Source organism: Pseudomonas sp. TWR3-1-1 (assembly GCF_049896545.1).
GTDB lineage: Bacteria > Pseudomonadota > Gammaproteobacteria > Pseudomonadales > Pseudomonadaceae > Aquipseudomonas > Aquipseudomonas weihenstephanensis.
The window spans coordinates 276,425-292,723 of the sequence record NZ_JAFCUO010000006.1 but is presented as its reverse complement, the minus strand read 5'-3'; the positions used below and the strand labels follow the sequence as shown (position 1 = coordinate 292,723).

The 16,299-nt window shown below is 57.8% G+C and carries 15 protein-coding genes and 1 pseudogene; 13 read left to right on the top strand and 3 right to left on the bottom strand.

Annotated elements, in window-relative coordinates; genetic code table 11:
- Positions 1 to 35 precede the first annotated feature (35 nt).
- Both gabT and ACP7A4_RS15620 read left to right on the top strand, forming a co-directional pair.
- A complete protein-coding gene (gabT, locus tag ACP7A4_RS15625; protein WP_059762219.1) occupies positions 36 to 1,319 on the top strand; it encodes a 4-aminobutyrate--2-oxoglutarate transaminase in 1,284 nt (427 codons plus the stop codon).
- Between the two features lie 144 nt (positions 1,320 to 1,463).
- Positions 1,464 to 2,678 (top strand): HDOD domain-containing protein, encoded by a 1,215-nt coding sequence (locus tag ACP7A4_RS15620; protein WP_426247730.1) that lies wholly within the window; start codon positions 1,464 to 1,466, stop codon positions 2,676 to 2,678.
- A gap of 159 nt (positions 2,679 to 2,837) precedes the next feature.
- Here the strand turns inward: ACP7A4_RS15620 and desA are convergent, their stop codons facing one another.
- The gene (gene desA, locus ACP7A4_RS15615; protein ID WP_048364769.1) at positions 2,838 to 4,022 is read right to left on the bottom strand and encodes a delta-9 fatty acid desaturase DesA; all 1,185 of its coding nucleotides are present in this window, start codon (positions 4,020 to 4,022) and stop codon (positions 2,838 to 2,840) included.
- Positions 4,023 to 4,171: 149 nt separating this feature from the next.
- On the opposite strand from desA, the gene dibA reads away from it, so the two are divergent.
- Entirely contained in the window at positions 4,172 to 6,094 is a 1,923-nt protein-coding gene (gene dibA, locus ACP7A4_RS15610) for a phosphodiesterase DibA (protein ID WP_059762221.1), read from the top strand.
- A gap of 8 nt (positions 6,095 to 6,102) precedes the next feature.
- Here the strand turns inward: dibA and ACP7A4_RS15605 are convergent, their stop codons facing one another.
- The gene (locus tag ACP7A4_RS15605) at positions 6,103 to 6,387 is read right to left on the bottom strand and encodes a hypothetical protein (RefSeq protein WP_059762222.1); all 285 of its coding nucleotides are present in this window, start codon (positions 6,385 to 6,387) and stop codon (positions 6,103 to 6,105) included.
- Between the two features lie 125 nt (positions 6,388 to 6,512).
- On the opposite strand from ACP7A4_RS15605, the gene ACP7A4_RS15600 reads away from it, so the two are divergent.
- Both ACP7A4_RS15600 and ACP7A4_RS15595 read left to right on the top strand, forming a co-directional pair.
- Positions 6,513 to 7,172 (top strand): glutathione S-transferase family protein, encoded by a 660-nt coding sequence (locus tag ACP7A4_RS15600; RefSeq protein ID WP_426247729.1) that lies wholly within the window; start codon positions 6,513 to 6,515, stop codon positions 7,170 to 7,172.
- Between the two features lie 191 nt (positions 7,173 to 7,363).
- The gene (locus tag ACP7A4_RS15595; RefSeq protein WP_059762293.1) at positions 7,364 to 8,026 is read left to right on the top strand and encodes a glutathione S-transferase family protein; all 663 of its coding nucleotides are present in this window, start codon (positions 7,364 to 7,366) and stop codon (positions 8,024 to 8,026) included.
- 86 nt (positions 8,027 to 8,112) lie between these two features.
- Here ACP7A4_RS15595 and argH read toward each other — a convergent pair whose 3' ends face one another.
- Positions 8,113 to 9,507 carry an argininosuccinate lyase gene (gene argH, locus ACP7A4_RS15590; RefSeq protein ID WP_426247728.1) on the bottom strand — a complete coding sequence of 465 codons (1,395 nt, stop codon included), beginning with the start codon at positions 9,505 to 9,507 and terminating at the stop codon, positions 8,113 to 8,115.
- 266 nt (positions 9,508 to 9,773) lie between these two features.
- Between argH and ACP7A4_RS15585 the strand changes: the two are divergent.
- The 8 genes and pseudogenes from ACP7A4_RS15585 to rsd form a co-directional block, all read left to right on the top strand.
- Positions 9,774 to 9,896: pseudogene (locus ACP7A4_RS15585) on the top strand (sensor histidine kinase); the annotation flags it as partial.
- Positions 9,893 to 10,639 carry a LytR/AlgR family response regulator transcription factor gene (locus ACP7A4_RS15580; RefSeq protein WP_059762225.1) on the top strand — a complete coding sequence of 249 codons (747 nt, stop codon included), beginning with the start codon at positions 9,893 to 9,895 and terminating at the stop codon, positions 10,637 to 10,639. The pseudogene ACP7A4_RS15585 and the gene ACP7A4_RS15580, both read left to right, overlap by 4 nt.
- Before the next feature lie 125 nt (positions 10,640 to 10,764).
- A complete protein-coding gene (gene hemC / locus ACP7A4_RS15575) occupies positions 10,765 to 11,706 on the top strand; it encodes a hydroxymethylbilane synthase (protein ID WP_426247727.1) in 942 nt (313 codons plus the stop codon).
- On the top strand, positions 11,703 to 12,470 hold the full coding sequence (locus tag ACP7A4_RS15570; protein WP_203303176.1) for a uroporphyrinogen-III synthase: 768 nt from the start codon (positions 11,703 to 11,705) through the stop codon (positions 12,468 to 12,470). The genes hemC and ACP7A4_RS15570 overlap by 4 nt, the downstream gene beginning before the upstream one ends.
- Positions 12,471 to 12,486: 16 nt before the next feature.
- Positions 12,487 to 13,614 carry a uroporphyrinogen-III C-methyltransferase gene (locus ACP7A4_RS15565; RefSeq protein WP_059762228.1) on the top strand — a complete coding sequence of 376 codons (1,128 nt, stop codon included), beginning with the start codon at positions 12,487 to 12,489 and terminating at the stop codon, positions 13,612 to 13,614.
- Positions 13,611 to 14,852, top strand: a complete 1,242-nt coding sequence (locus ACP7A4_RS15560) for a heme biosynthesis protein HemY (protein WP_426247726.1) — start codon at positions 13,611 to 13,613, stop codon at positions 14,850 to 14,852. Before ACP7A4_RS15565 ends, ACP7A4_RS15560 begins: the two co-directional genes overlap by 4 nt.
- A gap of 222 nt (positions 14,853 to 15,074) precedes the next feature.
- On the top strand, positions 15,075 to 15,602 hold the full coding sequence (locus ACP7A4_RS15555) for a disulfide bond formation protein B (RefSeq protein ID WP_426247725.1): 528 nt from the start codon (positions 15,075 to 15,077) through the stop codon (positions 15,600 to 15,602).
- A gap of 190 nt (positions 15,603 to 15,792) precedes the next feature.
- Entirely contained in the window at positions 15,793 to 16,284 is a 492-nt protein-coding gene (rsd, locus tag ACP7A4_RS15550; protein WP_426247724.1) for a sigma D regulator, read from the top strand.
- Positions 16,285 to 16,299 lie beyond the last annotated feature (15 nt).

The following is a 16,299-nucleotide window of genomic DNA, read 5'->3' as shown; positions in this document are numbered from 1 at the left end:
CCACGCTGCTTGATGAGCAGCGAATGAGGAACACCATGAGCAACAAGACCAACGCATCCCTGATGAAACGCCGTGAAGCCGCTGTCCCGCGCGGTGTTGGCCAGATTCACCCGATCTTCGCGGAGTCGGCCCACAACGCGACCGTGACTGACGTTGAAGGTCGTGAGTTCATCGACTTTGCAGGCGGTATCGCCGTGCTCAACACCGGTCACCTGCACCCAAAAATCATTGCGGCCGTGCAAGCGCAGCTGACCAAGCTGACTCACACCTGCTTTCAGGTACTGGCCTACGAGCCGTACGTTGAGCTGTGTGAAAAAATCAACGCCAAGGTGCCGGGTAATTTCGAGAAAAAAACCCTGCTGGTCACCACGGGGTCTGAAGCGGTCGAAAACGCCGTGAAAATCGCCCGTGCTGCCACGGGTCGCGCGGGCGTCATCGCATTCACCGGCGCTTACCACGGTCGCACCATGATGACTCTGGGCCTGACCGGTAAAGTCGTGCCGTACTCGGCGGGCATGGGCCTGATGCCAGGCGGCATCTTCCGTGCGCTGTTTCCGTGCGAGCTGCATGGCATCAGCGTGGATGACTCCATCGCCAGCATCGAGCGCATCTTCAAAAACGACGCCGAGCCTAAAGACATCGCCGCCATCATCATCGAGCCGGTACAGGGCGAAGGTGGTTTCTATGTGGCGCCAAAAGCGTTCATGGCGCGCCTGCGCGAGCTGTGCGACAAGCACGGCATCCTGCTGATCGCCGACGAAGTGCAAACCGGCGCCGGTCGTACTGGTACCTTCTTCGCCATGGAGCAGATGGGCGTGACCGCCGACCTGACCACCTTTGCCAAATCCATCGCAGGCGGCTTCCCGCTGGCCGGTGTGTGCGGCAAGGCTGAACTGATGGACGCCATTGCGCCAGGCGGTCTGGGCGGCACCTATGCCGGTAGCCCGATTGCCTGTGCCGCTGCATTGGCGGTGCTCGAAGTGTTTGAAGAAGAGCACCTGCTGGACCGTTGCAAAGCGGTCGGCGAGCATCTGGTGACGGGCCTCAAAGCGATTCAGGCCAAGTACCCGGTCATCGGTGATGTCCGTGCGTTGGGCGCCATGATCGCTGTCGAGCTGTTTGAAGGCGGCGACTCGCACAAACCTAACGCGGCAGCCGTGGCTCAAGTAGTCGCCAAGGCGCGTGAGAAAGGTCTGATTCTGTTGTCGTGTGGTCCTTACGGCAACGTGCTGCGGGTGCTAGTACCGCTGACCTCGCCTGACGAGCAACTGGACAAAGGTCTGGCCATCATCGAAGAATGCTTCGCTGAATTGGCGTGAGTCCTAACGTCTGAGTTGTGATCGGCTACACAAAAAAACCGCTTCGGCGGTTTTTTTTCGTCTGTGAAACGCATTTAAGGCATTTTGCCTGTATCCGACGCGTGGCATTGACTAAGGTGCATGGACATCCCTCGGAGTGCATTCATGACTGCTGTTGAAGTATCCGCCACGCCGAGCGTGCTGATTGCCGAGACTGACCCCTGGTCTCGGGCCCTGCTCAAACAAGTGGTGCTGAGCGTGCGTTGCGACGCGCAACTGGACGTGTGTGGCGAAGGCCAGCAAGCACTCGCGTTGCTGAGTGAAAAGGACTATGACCTGGTGATTGCGGACTGGGACTTGCCGGGCGTGAGTGGGTTGGACCTGCTGCGCAATGTGCGTCAGCGCCGCCGCCAGCCGGTTTTGCCATTCATCTTGTTAAGCAGCCGCAATGACAGCGCCAGCGTGCGTGAAGCGTTGCCGCTGGCGCCCACCGCTTACCTGACCAAGCCGTTGGACATGCCCGGCCTGACACAGCGCTTGCAAGGCCTGCTACTCAGCGCGGGGCAAGAGGTTGCGTGCGATGTGCCCGCGTTGACGCCGGGCATGACCCTTAAGCGTTTTTTGGAGCACCGCCGCGCGTCCTCCGACGGCGCGCCGCTGCTGGCCGATGTGCAACTGGCGGTCAAGCGCAGCCTTAACCCTGGCGGACTGGACCTCAAATTGCTTGAGCAGGAAGTGCGCACTGACCCGCAAATCACCGCTGTACTGATTGCGGCTGCCAACAGCGCTGCCCAGCACCGCGTCAGCCCGGTACAAACCCTGGCTCAGGCGTTGCAGCGCTTGGGGCCGGCGCAAAGCATGAACCTGGTGTTGGGGCTGACCCTCAAACGCAGTGCCCGCCTGAGCGACCCATGCCTGGCCGACTACGCCGAACACTACTGGAACGCGTCGCTGCACACCGCCGAGTACGGGCGCACGCTGGCGCGCATGCTCAACCTGGATCAGGAGCGCTGTTATTGCGCCGGTTTGCTGCATCGTTTGGGCGATTTAGCGTTGTTGCGTTGCCTGCAAGAGTGGCTGCAAGCCGGAGGGGAGCTGGATACCCGCGCCATTGACGAGTCACTGGCTGAATTCGGCGCCGCCTATGGTTCGGCGTTGCGCACGCGCTGGCGCTTGCCGCTGGAGCTGCGTGAGTTGATTGCGGCGATTTATCACTTGGGGGGCGGGGTGTATTCGCGCGAAGCGTTGCTGATGAACCTTGCCGGGCAAGTGGCCAACTTGAAGCCTGAAGAAGGCATGGACGCGTTGGCCAAGAGTAAAACGGCACGCTTGTTGAAGATCGGCGTACCCGAGCTGTCACGGTTGATCAAAAAAACCTGAATAACCGTGTAGCAGTTGCCGAAGGCGGCGTCCTGTCTCAGAGCCGTCCTAAAGAGGAGGCACTTGATCAGATCAGCCGCAGTGCCGGAGTTCTGAGCAGCCCTTGTCGCCGAACGTAGCCTGCGGCAAGGGTGAGGAAAACCGGCCCCGCATCCGCTTTTACACCGCCGCAGGCCGCAGCGAATAGGTCTTCAATTGCTTGGCGAAATCACGCAGCGACTGAATCCCGCTGGCTTCGGCCTCGTGTACCCACTCTTTGATCGCGGCCAGCATGTCGTGGCCGTTGGAGCTGGTCTTGACCCAAATTTGCTGCAACGCCAAACGCTTCTCGTAAATCACTTTCAGCGATTGACTGTGCTCCAGCAGCGTTTCAATGCGCTGGTGGTGACGATCGTCCAGCAAGCTGGTTTCACGCGACAGCAGGCGCTTGGCACGGCGGAACTGGTGACGCACTGAGTGATCGACCTTGGCCAGCTCTTGCTGCACCAGCGGCGCGATCACCAATTTGCGGTACTGCGCCATGATCTGGAAGCGGTTGTTCAGAATTGCCATGGCAGTGTCCATGTCCAGGCTGCCCTTGCCCTCGACTCGATGGGCAATCGGCGCCACGCGCTGAACTTTGGCCAGTCGCAAGAAGCTGAACACTTTGATCCACGCCCAACCGAGGTCGAACTCCCACTTCTTGACCGACAGCTTGGCCGAGTTCGGGTAGGTATGGTGATTGTTGTGCAGCTCTTCGCCGCCAATAAGGATGCCCCACGGCACCAGATTGGTGGCCGCATCGCGGCATTCGAAGTTGCGATAACCCACCGCATGGCCCAAACCGTTCACCACGCCTGCGGCCCACACCGGAATCCACATCATCTGGATGGCCCAGATGGTCAGGCCGATGGCCCCGAACAGCAGCAGGTCGATGGCCAGCATGATTGCCACGCCCAACAGCTTGTAGCGCGAGTAGATGTTTCGTTCAACCCAGTCTTCAGGGCAGTTTTTGCCGTAAATGCGCAAGGTTTCAGGGTTTTGCGCTTCGTCACGGTAAAGCTCTGCACCTTTGCGCAAAACGGTCGATAACCCTTTTATGACCGGGCTGTGCGGGTCATCAACGGTTTCGCATTTAGCGTGGTGTTTGCGGTGGATAGCGGTCCACTCGCGGGTGTTCTGAGCGGTGGTTAGCCACAGCCAGAAGCGGAAGAAGTGTTTCAGGCCACCATTAAGCTCCAGCGAGCGGTGAGCTGAGTAGCGATGCAGATAAACCGTGACACCAATAATGGTCACGTGGGTCATCAACAGAGTGACTGCCACCAGTTGCCAGGCTGACAAGTCGAGAAAACCGTTGTACCACATAGGCTGTTTGGCCCTCGGAAAAATGAAAAAAACTGCAACACGCATTATCACTATGCAGCCAGATAAAACCAGTCGGCCTTTCAGATAACAGTCGCGGGATGTTTCTTACTCTATAATTCCCCTTTTTTTGTAGGCGTTTTAACTTTCTTATGTCGGTTTCTTATCGTGATGCCATGCGTGCAGCCATGCTGTACGGGCTGCTGTCGGTTTTATGGCTCTTGCTGACTGATCATTTATTGAACAGTTATTTCGATGATTCAGCGCAACTGGCACGCTGGCAACTCATAAATAGCTACGTGTGGGTGTTTGTCAGTGCGGCCCTGATTTTCGTTGCGCGGGCGCGTCTGTTCAGTTTTCTGGGCATGGGCGCACGTTTAAAACGCCAGCGCCAAGACCAGGAACGCTTGCGCCAAGCGGCAGTGGTGTTCGATTGCACCCGTGAAGGGGTACTGGTCAGTGACCGCAACGGCGTGATCGTCCACGTTAATCGGGCGTTGGTTAAAATCACCGGCTACACGCCCGAAGAAGTGCTGGGCCAACGCCCTAGCCTATTTAAGTCAGGCCATCATGGGGCGCAATTTTATCAGGCGGTGTTCCAGTCGCTGCAAAAAACCGGCGAATGGCACGGTGAGATCTGGAACCGTCGCAAAAGCGGCGAAATCTATCCGCAGTGGCAGACCATTCGTGCTGTGCGCGACCTCAAAGGCCACGTCAGCCATTACGTGGCCGTTTTTTCGGATATTTCAGCGATCAAGAATTCGCAAACCGAAATGATGCGCCTGGCCCATCAAGACCCCTTGACCGATTTGCCCAACCGTCTGTTATTTACCGACCGTACCGAACAAGCGCTGACCTACGCTCAGCGCCATAAGTCGGGCTGTGCCTTATTAATGATCGATCTCGATCATTTCAAAATCATCAACGACAGCCTGGGCCATAACGTCGGTGATCTGTTGCTCAAAGCGGTGGGTGAGCGACTGCTCAGTGTATTCGGCAAAGGCTTTACGGTTGCCCGCCTGGGGGGTGATGAGTTCGCCGTGCTGATCGAGCACTGTAATCAGGTCGCGCAAGCCGCCGGTTTTGCCCAAAAAGTGCTGGAGGTGATGAAGGGCGCGTTCATCATTGATAGCCACCAGCTTTTCATGAGTGCCAGCGTTGGCATCAGCTTATTTCCTAACGATGCCTTGAATGCCGAGCAATTGTTGCGCAATGCCGACTCGGCCCTGTTTAAAGCCAAAAGCGCCGGGCGCGAAGGCTACGCCTTGTACACCGAAGAGTTGACGGCCCATGCGCAATACCGCATTGAGGTGGCCAGCGATTTGCGCCGTGCGCTGGAGCAGCATGAGCTGCGCGTGTATTTCCAGCCGGTGCATGACTTGACCACCAGCCGCCTGGTCGGTGTTGAGGCGCTGGTGCGCTGGCAACACCCGCAGCGGGGATTGGTGGCGCCGGGAGAGTTTATCCCGATCGCCGAGCGTACCGGGCTGATTGCCGAAATCGACGCCTGGGTGCTGGAGCAAGCGTGCTGGCAAATGTGCCAATGGCAGGCAGCGGGGGTGAATTTGTCATTTGTGGCGGTGAACATTTCCAGTCGCCTGTTTGCACGGCCAGAGTTGTACCAATTGGTCTCGACTGTGTTGGCCGACACGGGACTCGACCCTGCATTGCTGGAGCTGGAAGTGACTGAAAGCGCGGTCATGGACAACTCCGAAGTGGCGCTTGAGCAGATGCACCGTCTGCGTGAGCTGGGCCTGCGACTGGCCATTGATGACTTCGGTACCGGTTTTTCATCGCTGCTGCGGCTCAAGCAATTACCTGTGCAGAAGCTCAAGATCGATCAGGGGTTTGTCGCGGGGCTGCCGGGTGACGATGACGACGTGGCGATTGTGCGTGCGGTGATCGCATTGGCCCAAAGCATGGGCATGCAGGTGCATGCAGAGGGGATTGAGCACGTCGAGCAGGCGCAGTTCCTGCTCGACTACAACTGCGACCTGGGGCAAGGCTACTGGTTTGGCCGCCCGATGCCCGCCCGTGAACTGGACTGGCAGCGGGCGCCAACGATTCGCCCCTGAGCCGTGGCTCAGTTTTTCTCGGGGGGTAACTCAGGGAGTGCGCGCAACGCGGCTTCGTACCACTCGGTATTAAAGGCGCGGTCTTCTTCGAGGATCGCGTCAATCTCCACGGCCAGCACGTGGGCCATCATGTTCAAAATATCTTCACGCTCGTAGCCCACCAGCGTCAGCTTGTTGAACGTGGCTTTGGCCGCTGGCGGGTTATCGGCCTCGATCTGGTTCTCGATGGCTTCGATCAGGGTATTTTCGGCGAACGCTTCTTCGTCGTTATCGATGTCTGTTGGCTCGCTCATGGGCAGGCTCCTTAAGTAAAGACCGGCAGTCTAACTGCATTCAGCACAATGATGCTGCTAGCCAGCATAGCGGTGAAGCTCTATAACAACGGCTGCCAACCCCAACACGGCCTGGAGGCTTTGCAATGCTCAAGCTTTATGGATTCGCGGTCAGTAACTACTACAACATGGTCAAACTGGCGCTGCTGGAAAAAGGCGTGCCGTTTGAAGAAGTGCCCTTTTTCGCCGCGCAAACCCCTGAGGCGCTGACGGTAAGCCCGTGTGCAAAAGTGCCTGCGCTAGAGGTTGAACAGGGTTTCATCAACGAAACCAACGTTATTCTTGAGTACATCGAGCAGACTCAGCCTGGCCCGAAACTGCTGCCCACAGACCCGTTTGAACGTGCTCAAGTGCTGGCGCTGGCCAAAGAAATCGAGTTGTACATCGAGCTTCCCGCTCGCGCGTGCTACGCCGAAGCATTCTTCGGGATGCAAGTGCCCGACGCGATCAAGAGCAAAGCCAAGACGGAATTGCTACAGGGCATTGCTTCGCTCGGTCGGCAAGGAAAGTTCGCACCGTATGTGGCCGGAGAAACGCTGAGCGTTGCGGATATTTACTTCCTCTACAGCGTCAGTCTCGCTAGCGCCGTAGGGCATAAAGTCTTTGGTATGGACCTGTTGGCCGAGTTGCCAGCGGCCAAAGCCTTGTTGGAGCATTTTGAGAAAAATCCGCATGTGCAGCGTATTGCTGCGGACAGAGAGGCGGCAATGCCGAAGTTTCTGGCCTGGATCAGCAGTAAGAAATAAAGCTCTAGTGTTTATGAACGCCAGCCATCGTGCTGGCGTTTTTTTGAGTGTAGATGTAGGGGATTTCTCTGTGTTTCAGCGATAAATGCACTCATCTGGATGCATCTTGTAATAGCTCGTTTAGTGCGAAAACTGCCACAGGCTTTAGCCTGAATAGTGTTGATGGGGTCACTATTTAAGGACGACGTATGATGCTGAAGCTTTATGGATTTGCAGCGAGTAACTATTTCAACATGGTCAAGCTGGTGTTGCTGGAGAAGGGGATTGCCTACGAGATCGTGCCTTTTCATGGCTGTCAGAACCCCGCCATTCTTGCGGTCAGCCCGCGGGGCAAAGTCCCGGCGCTGGAGACCGAGCACGGGTTTCTCAGTGAGACCGACGCGATTCTTGATTACCTGGAAGAAACCCAAAGCGGGCCGGCGTTATTACCACGCGATCCATTCGCACGTGCTCAGGTACGCGCCATGGCCAAAGAAATCGAGCTTTATATCGAGCTGCCTGCACGGTTGTGTTACGCCGAAGTCATGTTTGGCGGGCGGCCGACCCCCGAGGCGCTCAAGCGCAAGGCGCAAAGGGATTTGATCAAGGGTTTTACAGCGTTGTCGCGGCGCGCAAAATTTTCACCCTACGTGATGGGCGATCAGTTCACCTTGGCGGATGTGTACTTTCTTTACAGCGTGGATTTGGCGGCAGAAGTCGCGAAAAAGCTGTTCGATCTGGACGTGCTGGCGCAGATGCCCAAAGCAGGTGCTCTGCTTGAGTTGCTGGCCAAAAATCCGAATGTGCAGAAAGTGGCCGCAGAGCGGGCGGCGGATATTCCGTTGTTCCTGGAGCGGATTAAAACGGCGGGATAAAAAACGGGCGCTCAACGCACCCGTTTGCGCAGGCTGCGATCTTTTGATCCTAAAAGCTCGCAGCCTGCGACAGCGCCTACCGATTTTTAGCGGCTGGCCAACAGCGCTTTGCCACGCACAACGGCCGCTTTAACCTGAGCCGGTGCCGTACCGCCGATGTGGTCGCGTGCATTCACCGACCCTTCAAGCGTCAATACGGCAAACACATCCTCCTCGATCTGGTCGCTGAACCGGCGCAGTTCCTCAAGGCTCATTTCAGCCAAATCTTTGCCCGTTTCAACGCCATATTTCACCGCGTGCCCCACGATTTCGTGGCAGTCGCGGAACGGCAGGCCACGGCGTACCAAGTAGTCCGCCAAGTCAGTCGCTGTCGAGAACCCGCGCAGGGCCGCTTCACGCATGATCGCGTGTTTGGGCTTGATTGCAGGGATCATGTCGGCAAACGCGCGCAACGAATCGCGCAGGGTGTCGGCAGCATCGAACAGGGGTTCTTTGTCTTCCTGGTTGTCTTTGTTGTAGGCCAGTGGCTGGCCCTTCATCAAGGTCAACAGGCCCATCAGCGCGCCGAATACACGGCCGCTTTTGCCACGTACCAGCTCCGGCACGTCAGGGTTTTTCTTTTGCGGCATGATCGAGCTGCCGGTGCAGAACCGGTCAGGCAGGTCGATGAACTGGAACTGCGCGCTGGTCCACAGCACCAGTTCTTCGGAGAAGCGCGACAAGTGCATCATCGCGATGCTCGCAGCGGCGCAGAATTCGATGGCGAAATCGCGATCCGACACGTTGTCCAGCGAGTTGCCGCCTACCGCGTCGAAGCCCAGCAGTTGCGCGGTAAATTCGCGGTCGATCGGGTAGGTGGTACCTGCCAGCGCGGCGCTGCCCAGCGGCATGCGGTTAGTGCGCTTGCGGCAATCTACCAGGCGCTCGTAATCGCGGCTGAGCATCTCGAACCACGCCAGCATGTGGTGGCCGAACGTGACCGGCTGCGCGGTTTGCAGGTGTGTGAAGCCGGGCATGATGGTGTCGGCTTCACGCTCGGCTTGTTCCAGCAGGCCTTTTTGCAGGCGGGTGATTTCAGCCAGGATGAGGTCGATTTCATCGCGCAGCCACAAGCGAATGTCGGTGGCGACCTGATCGTTACGGCTACGCCCGGTGTGCAGCTTTTTGCCGGTCACGCCGATGCGATCAGTCAAGCGCGCCTCGATGTTCATGTGCACGTCTTCCAGATCGATGCGCCAGTCAAATTGACCGGCTTCGATTTCGCTCTGGATGATCTTCAGGCCGTCGATGATGCTGTCGCGCTCGGCATCGGTCAGCACGCCGACCTTGGCCAGCATGGTGGCATGAGCCACGGAGCCCATGATGTCGTGACGATAAAGGCGTTGGTCGAACGTGACGGAGGCGGTGAAGCGCGCAACGAAGGCGTCGACGGGTTCACTGAAGCGGCCGCCCCAGGACTGATTGGTCTTGTCGGTGCTCATGGATTCGCTCGTAATCGGCTGAGGGGAGTTACACAAAAAGTTACCGCGAATCATAACAGGGTTGCCATTCGTGGCGTTGACGCAGGTCGGCAGGTTTTTGTCTTAACTGAGGTATAAACAAAATACCGAAACGAAATGTATCGTTTGAATACGTTCGGCTTGGCAACCGTCTACAGTTGGTCGTATGAATAAGTCGTTACAGGTGTTTACATAAACCCCGGCTTATTTGAATTTAAAACGAGCAACAGACACAGGTGAATTTTGCTGTGCGTTTTGCGGCACTTTTTGGCCTTCGCGCTAGTCTTAGCATCGATCGCCGTGACAGCCGTCACTTCACCTGTCTACGCTATCCTTGTGCGAGACTCACGCAGGAATACAGCGCTATATGAATGTCCTGATCGTTGATGACGAAACCCTGGCCCGCGAGCATTTGAGCCATTTGATTGGTTCGCTTGAGGGCTACACGCTGCTGGAGCCTGGCGCCACTCATGGCGAAGAGGCGTTGAGCCTGATCGAAAGCCTGAAACCGGACGTCGTATTGCTCGACGTGCGCATGCCGGGCCTGGACGGGCTGCAAGTAGCAGCCAAATTGTGCGAGCGCGAACTGCCGCCTTCGGTGGTGTTTTGTATCGCGCCTGACGAATTTCCGGAGCAGGCCCTCAAAGACAGCGGCGTCAGCTACGTGCTCAAACCGGTCAATGCCCAAGACTTGAGCGCGGCCTTGAAAGAGGCGCACCGGCCTAACCGCGTTCAACTGGCTGCACTCACACGCCCCGCCGCCCAGACCGGCAGCGGCCCGCGTAGCCATATCAGTGCGCGCACCCGCAAAGGCATTGAACTGATCCCGATCGATCAGGTGATTTACTTCATTGCCGACCACAAATACGTGACCCTGCGTCACGAGGGCGGCGAAGTGTTGCTCGATGAACCGCTCAAAGCCCTGGAAGACGAATTCGGCGAGCGCTTTGTGCGCATTCACCGTAATGCGCTGGTGGCCCGCGAGCGCATCGAGCGCCTGCAACGTACGCCGCTGGGGCACTTCCAGTTGTTCCTCAAAGGGCTTAATGGTGATGCGTTGATTGTCAGCCGTCGCCATGTCGCCGGTGTGCGCAAGATGATGCAACAGCTGTAGCACGCGCCAAAAAGGGCGCGTGCGCCCCGTTTTGGGCCAGGGAGGCCGTGCACTTCTGACACAAGTCAAAGCAGATTTGTCTGAGCTGTTATTATCCGCCGTATCTTTTCAGTACGGATTGATCCATGTCCTCTCGCGAAATCCGCATCGCTACCCGTAAAAGCGCCCTGGCTCTGTGGCAGGCCGAATTCGTCAAAGCCCGTCTGGAGCAGGCCCACCCCGGTCTTGTGGTGACGCTGGTGCCCATGGTCAGCCGTGGCGACAAGCTGCTCGACTCGCCGCTGTCGAAAATCGGCGGCAAGGGGCTGTTCGTCAAAGAGCTGGAAACAGCCTTGCTCGAAAACGAAGCCGACATCGCCGTGCACTCGATGAAAGACGTGCCGATGGACTTCCCTGAAGGCCTGGGCCTGTTTTGCATCTGTGAGCGTGAAGACCCGCGCGATGCCTTTGTCTCCAACACCTATGCCTGCCTCGACGACTTGCCTCTGGGCAGTGTGGTCGGCACCTCCAGCCTGCGTCGTCAGGCTCAATTGCTGACCCGTCGACCAGACCTCGAAATCCGCTTCCTGCGCGGCAACGTCAACACCCGTTTGGCCAAGCTCGACGCAGGCGAATACGACGCCATCATTCTTGCGGCGGCCGGTCTGATTCGCCTTGGCTTTGAAGAGCGCATCACCTCTGCCATCAGCATCGAAGACAGCCTGCCAGCCGGTGGCCAAGGTGCCGTGGGCATTGAGTGCCGCAGTGCAGACGCTCACATCCACGCCTTGCTGGCCCCGTTGCACCACGCCGACACGGCCGTGCGTGTGACAGCCGAGCGTGCGCTTAACAAGCATTTGAACGGCGGCTGCCAAGTCCCGATTGCCTGCTACGCGGTGCTTGAAGGCGAGCAAATCTGGTTGCGCGGCCTGGTCGGCGAGCCAAGCGGCGGGACTTTATTGAGTGCTGATGCGAGGGCGCCGCGTGGTGAGGCCCAAACCCTGGGCGTGCAGGTGGCCGAGGCGTTGCTGGCCCAAGGTGCAGGCGACATCCTGAAAGCCGTTTATGGTGAGGCAGGCCACGCGTGACAGGGTGGCGCGTGTTGCTGACCCGCCCGGCTGAAGAGTCGGCGGCACTGGCGAGTGAGTTGGCATCAGCTGGCGTGTTCAGCAGCAGCTTACCGTTGCTGGCGATCCAGCCATTGGCTGTGACCTGCGCACAACGCGCCGTGATCACGGCCCTGGATCGTTATTGCGCAGTGATCGTCGTCAGTAAACCCGCGGCACGCTTGGGGCTGGCGCTGGTGAGTCAATGCGGGCCTCAAGCCCCTGCACAGAAGTGGTTCAGTGTCGGTGCCGCCACGGCGCAGATTCTCGCCGACTACGGGCTCGATGTTAGCTACCCTCAATGCGGCGATGACAGTGAAGCATTGCTGGCGATGCCGGCATTTACGCAATCGGTAGCGTGTGATCAGCCCAAGGTGTTGATTATGCGCGGGGAGGGTGGACGCGAGATGTTGGCCGACCGTCTGCGCAGCCTTGGCGCGCAGGTCGACTACCTTGAACTCTATCGGCGTGAGCTACCCTCATACCCGCCGCACACGCTGTGCCAACGCGTGAAAGTGGAACGCCTGAACGCGCTGGTGGTCAGCAGTGGACAAGGGCTCGAACATTTACGCCAATTGGCAGGTGACGACTGGCCCCACTTGGCAGCGTTAACGTTGTTTGTTCCAAGCCCTCGGGTGGCTGATATGGCGCGTAGCGCCGGGGCCCAACATGTTGTGGATTGTCGTGGCGCGAGCGCCGCGGCTTTGCTGGCGGCGTTACGGGAGTACCCCGTACCTGCTCTTTAATGCAAAGGATGGATACGTGAGCGAAACAATCTTGACCAAAGAACCTGTGCAGCCTGCGCCACAAGTGCCGGATGACAAAACTGCCTCAAAGCCTGAGCGCCGGGGCAATGGTCTGGCGGTTTTTGCCTTGTTGCTGGGTGCTGCCGGTGTAGCGGTGGGCGGTTGGGGGGTGTGGCAGGTTCGTCATTTGCAGACCGACACCGCGCAACAGCTGAGTGAAGTCCAGGCGCTGGGCGCGCAAACGCTGTCGATCAAGCAAGGTGAGCAAAAGCTGCTGACGCGTCTGAATCAACTGCCTTCGGCCAGCGAGCTGGACGATCAGCGCCAGTTGGTGGTGCAGCTACAAGGCGATCAGCAACGTTTGAATCAGCGTCTCGAAACGGTATTAGGCGCAAGCCGCAAAGACTGGCGCCTGGCTGAGGCTGAACATTTGCTGCGTCTGGCCAGCTTGCGCCTGTCCGCACTGCAAGACATCACCAGCGCTCAAGCCTTGGTAGAGGGCGCCGATGCGATTTTGCGCGAGCAAAATGATCCGGGTTCTTTTGCTGCCCGTGAGCAGTTGGCCAAAAGCCTCGCGGCCTTGCGCAGTGTTGAACAACCGGACCGCACCGGGCTGTTCCTGCGCTTGGCGGCGTTGCGCGATCAAGTGGCACAGCTCAATGCTTTGGCACCGGCTTATCAGGATCAGGGCGACTCGCTTTTGGGTTTGACAGCGGACGGCGACGGCGCGAGCCGATGGGCGCAGTGGTGGGATGAAATCTCGCACTACATCCGCATTGATTTCAACGCTGACAAGAACGTGCGCCCTCTGTTGGCAGGTCAAAGCCTGACGCAAGTGAGGCTGGCCTTGAGCCTGGCGCTTGAGCAAGCGCAATGGGCTGCCCTCAATGGCCAGGAGCCGGTGTATACCCAAGCCTTGGCCCAAGCCGAAGAGGTGCTCAAAGGTAATTTCAACCAGGACAACCCGCAAAGCCAGAAACTGCTGCAACAGGTGGTTGAACTTCGTCAGCAGCCGGTCACGGTTAAAACGCCGGACCTGTCTGGCACCTTGAGTGCCGTGCAGGCGTACCTTGAGCGCCGGCATGTCAGTGCCGACGAGCCGGGTCAGGCGGCGGGTAGCCCCGCGCAGGAGGCGCGTCCATGAAACGCTTCTATGTGATTGTATTTTTGTTGATTGCAGCCGCTGCCTGCATCGGCCTGGCAATCGCCGAAGATGCGGGCTACGTGCTGTTGGCTTATAAAAGTTTCCGTTATGAATCCAGTGTATGGGCCACCTTGGCACTGATCGTGGTGCTCTGGCTGCTGTTTTGGGGCATCAAACTGTTGGTCGAGCTGGTGACGGCCTCGACCGGGCTGGTCAATCCGTGGTCGCGACGTAACCGCAGTCGTCGAGTACAGATCGCCATTGAACAGGGGCAAATGGACCTCGCCGAAGGCCGTTGGGCCAGTGCGCAAAAAAATCTGGCGCGTGCGGCGCAGGCTGAACGCCAACCGTTGCTGTTTTATCTGGGCGCTGCCCGTGCGGCCAATGAACAGGGCCACTACGAGGAGAGCGACAAACTGCTTGAGCGCGCGTTGCAGCGTCAACCTCAAGCCGAACTGGCGATTGCCCTGAGCCATGCGCAATTGCAGGTCGACCGTGCGGACACCGACGGCGCGCTAAACACCCTGCAAGCCATGCACGAGCGTCATCCGCACAACGTGCAGGTGCTGCGTCAGTTACAACGGCTGTACTTGCAACGTGGCGATTGGACCGCGTTGATCCGTTTATTGCCAGAGCTGCGCAAAGACAAAGTATTGCCGGCCAAAGAACTGGCCGAATTGGAGCGCCGTGCCTGGGGCCAAAACCTCAGCCTTGCAGCGCAGCGCGAAACCGAAGGCGAGGCGGCGCTGCAATCATTGCAGCGTGCGTGGCAGCAGCTCACGTCGGCCCAGCGTCAGGAGCCGGCATTGGTGCTGGCCTACGCCGAACAGTTGCGCCAACTGGGTGCGCAAGGCGAGGCAGAAGACGTGTTGCGTGGCGCGTTGAAACGCAACTACGACAGCCACCTTGTGCGGCTTTATGGCTTGTTGCGTGGCAACGACCCGGTCAAGCAATTGCAAACCGCTGAAGGCTGGCTCAAAGCGCATCCGGCAGACCCGAGCCTGCTACTGACATTGGGCCGTTTGTGCCTGCAAAACAGTTTGTGGGGCAAAGCGCGTGACTACCTGGAGAGCAGTCTGAAACTTGAACGCAACCCCGAAGCGTGCGCTGAACTGGCCCGGCTGCTGGCTCAACTGGGCGACACTGCGCGCAGCAATCAACTGTTTCAAGAAGGTTTGAATTTGTTGGATGAACGTCTGTTAGCGTTGCCTCTGCCTGCCACGGCAAGTGTTATATAACGGGTTTTGTCCGACTTGCGTGGGTGCGTAAGTCGGGCTTCGAAAGGAAAACTCTTACGGAAACCACTAAAGGTAATTTTCCTACTTGATGTGTCCAATTGTCTTTCGGCTTCTGTCGGTTAATCCTTACAGGCTTAAGGACGCTTCCACCGGGGCCCATCTTGAAAGGGTTAACAGCTTTCCTCTACCGTAACTGCCTGTCTCTTTTGTTACGGAAAAGCCATGTTTTTGGCCTGCTCACGTTTCATTTTTCTCTTAACATTTTTGGCCAGTTTTCTGGTGCTGAGCGCCTCCTTGTATCTGGAGTACGGGTCTGGCCTTGAGCCGTGTTCGTTGTGTTTGGTGCAGCGCTTTTTCTTGACGGCCTTCTGTCTGGTGAACCTGTTCGCCTGTCTCTACGCCTCTCGTCTCAAGAGTGTGTGGGCCTGTGCCTCGCTGTCTATGGCGCTGGCCGTGGGTGGCGTCGTGGGTGCGTTGCGTCAAGTGCTGCTACAAAGACTTGAGCCAGAACAACTGATGTTTTGCCAGCCTGACCTGGCGTGCATGTGGGAATACCTGTCGTTTGGCAACTGGTTCCTGGCGCTCTATCGAGGCTCCGAAGCCTGCCTGCGCGTGAGTTGGACGGTTTTTGGGCTGAGCGTGCCCGAGTTAAGCCTGCTGGCTTTTACCGGGATGTGTCTGCTGAGCGGTGCGCAGATTATTCGCCTGACTTTCAGTCGTCCAAAAGGTCGCCCCTGCGACGCGAGGTAGCAGGGGGGATTAAACGCTTGTATGAATTTTCTCTCGTGCGTACCTTGAAGCAGTCGGCTGGCGGGCATAATCTGGCCCGCACGCTGTATTGGAAATATGCCGCCCAACATGGTTGCGCTTGCGCACGTTTGGGTTCGCACAGGCCCGGCTAACGCGGGTGGCATGAACCCACAAGGGAAGAGAGATCACCATGCTCGAGAGTTGCAAGAATGCTCAGGAACGTTTTTTTGGCGTCCATAAGCTGATTGATAACTGGCTGCTCAAGCGCCATGAGCTGGTGAAGGCTTACGACGCCGTCCAGTCTGAGATCCATGGTCTTAATCCCAAGCGTGGCCCTCAAAAAGAGTTTTGCGGTGTTCTGATGGACTATATGTCCGCAGGACATTTCGAGATTTATGAACAATTGACCGCCGAAGCGAATGCCTTTGGTGATAAGCGCGCGCTGGTGTTAGCCAATCAGATTTACCCTCGAATTGATAAAATCACCGAACGGGCCGTGGACTTCAACGACCGCTGCGATGGCAAGAAACACCGCCCCGATTGTAAAGATCTGGCGCAGGCTTTCATCGAACTGGGTGCTTTGCTGCACGAACGTTTCTATCTGGAAGACTGCCTGATCGAAGTGTTGCACAACGCACACGAACCTGAAAACGCGCCTCAAGCCCAAGCGGTTCAAGCCTGATAAGTGTGCGAGGCC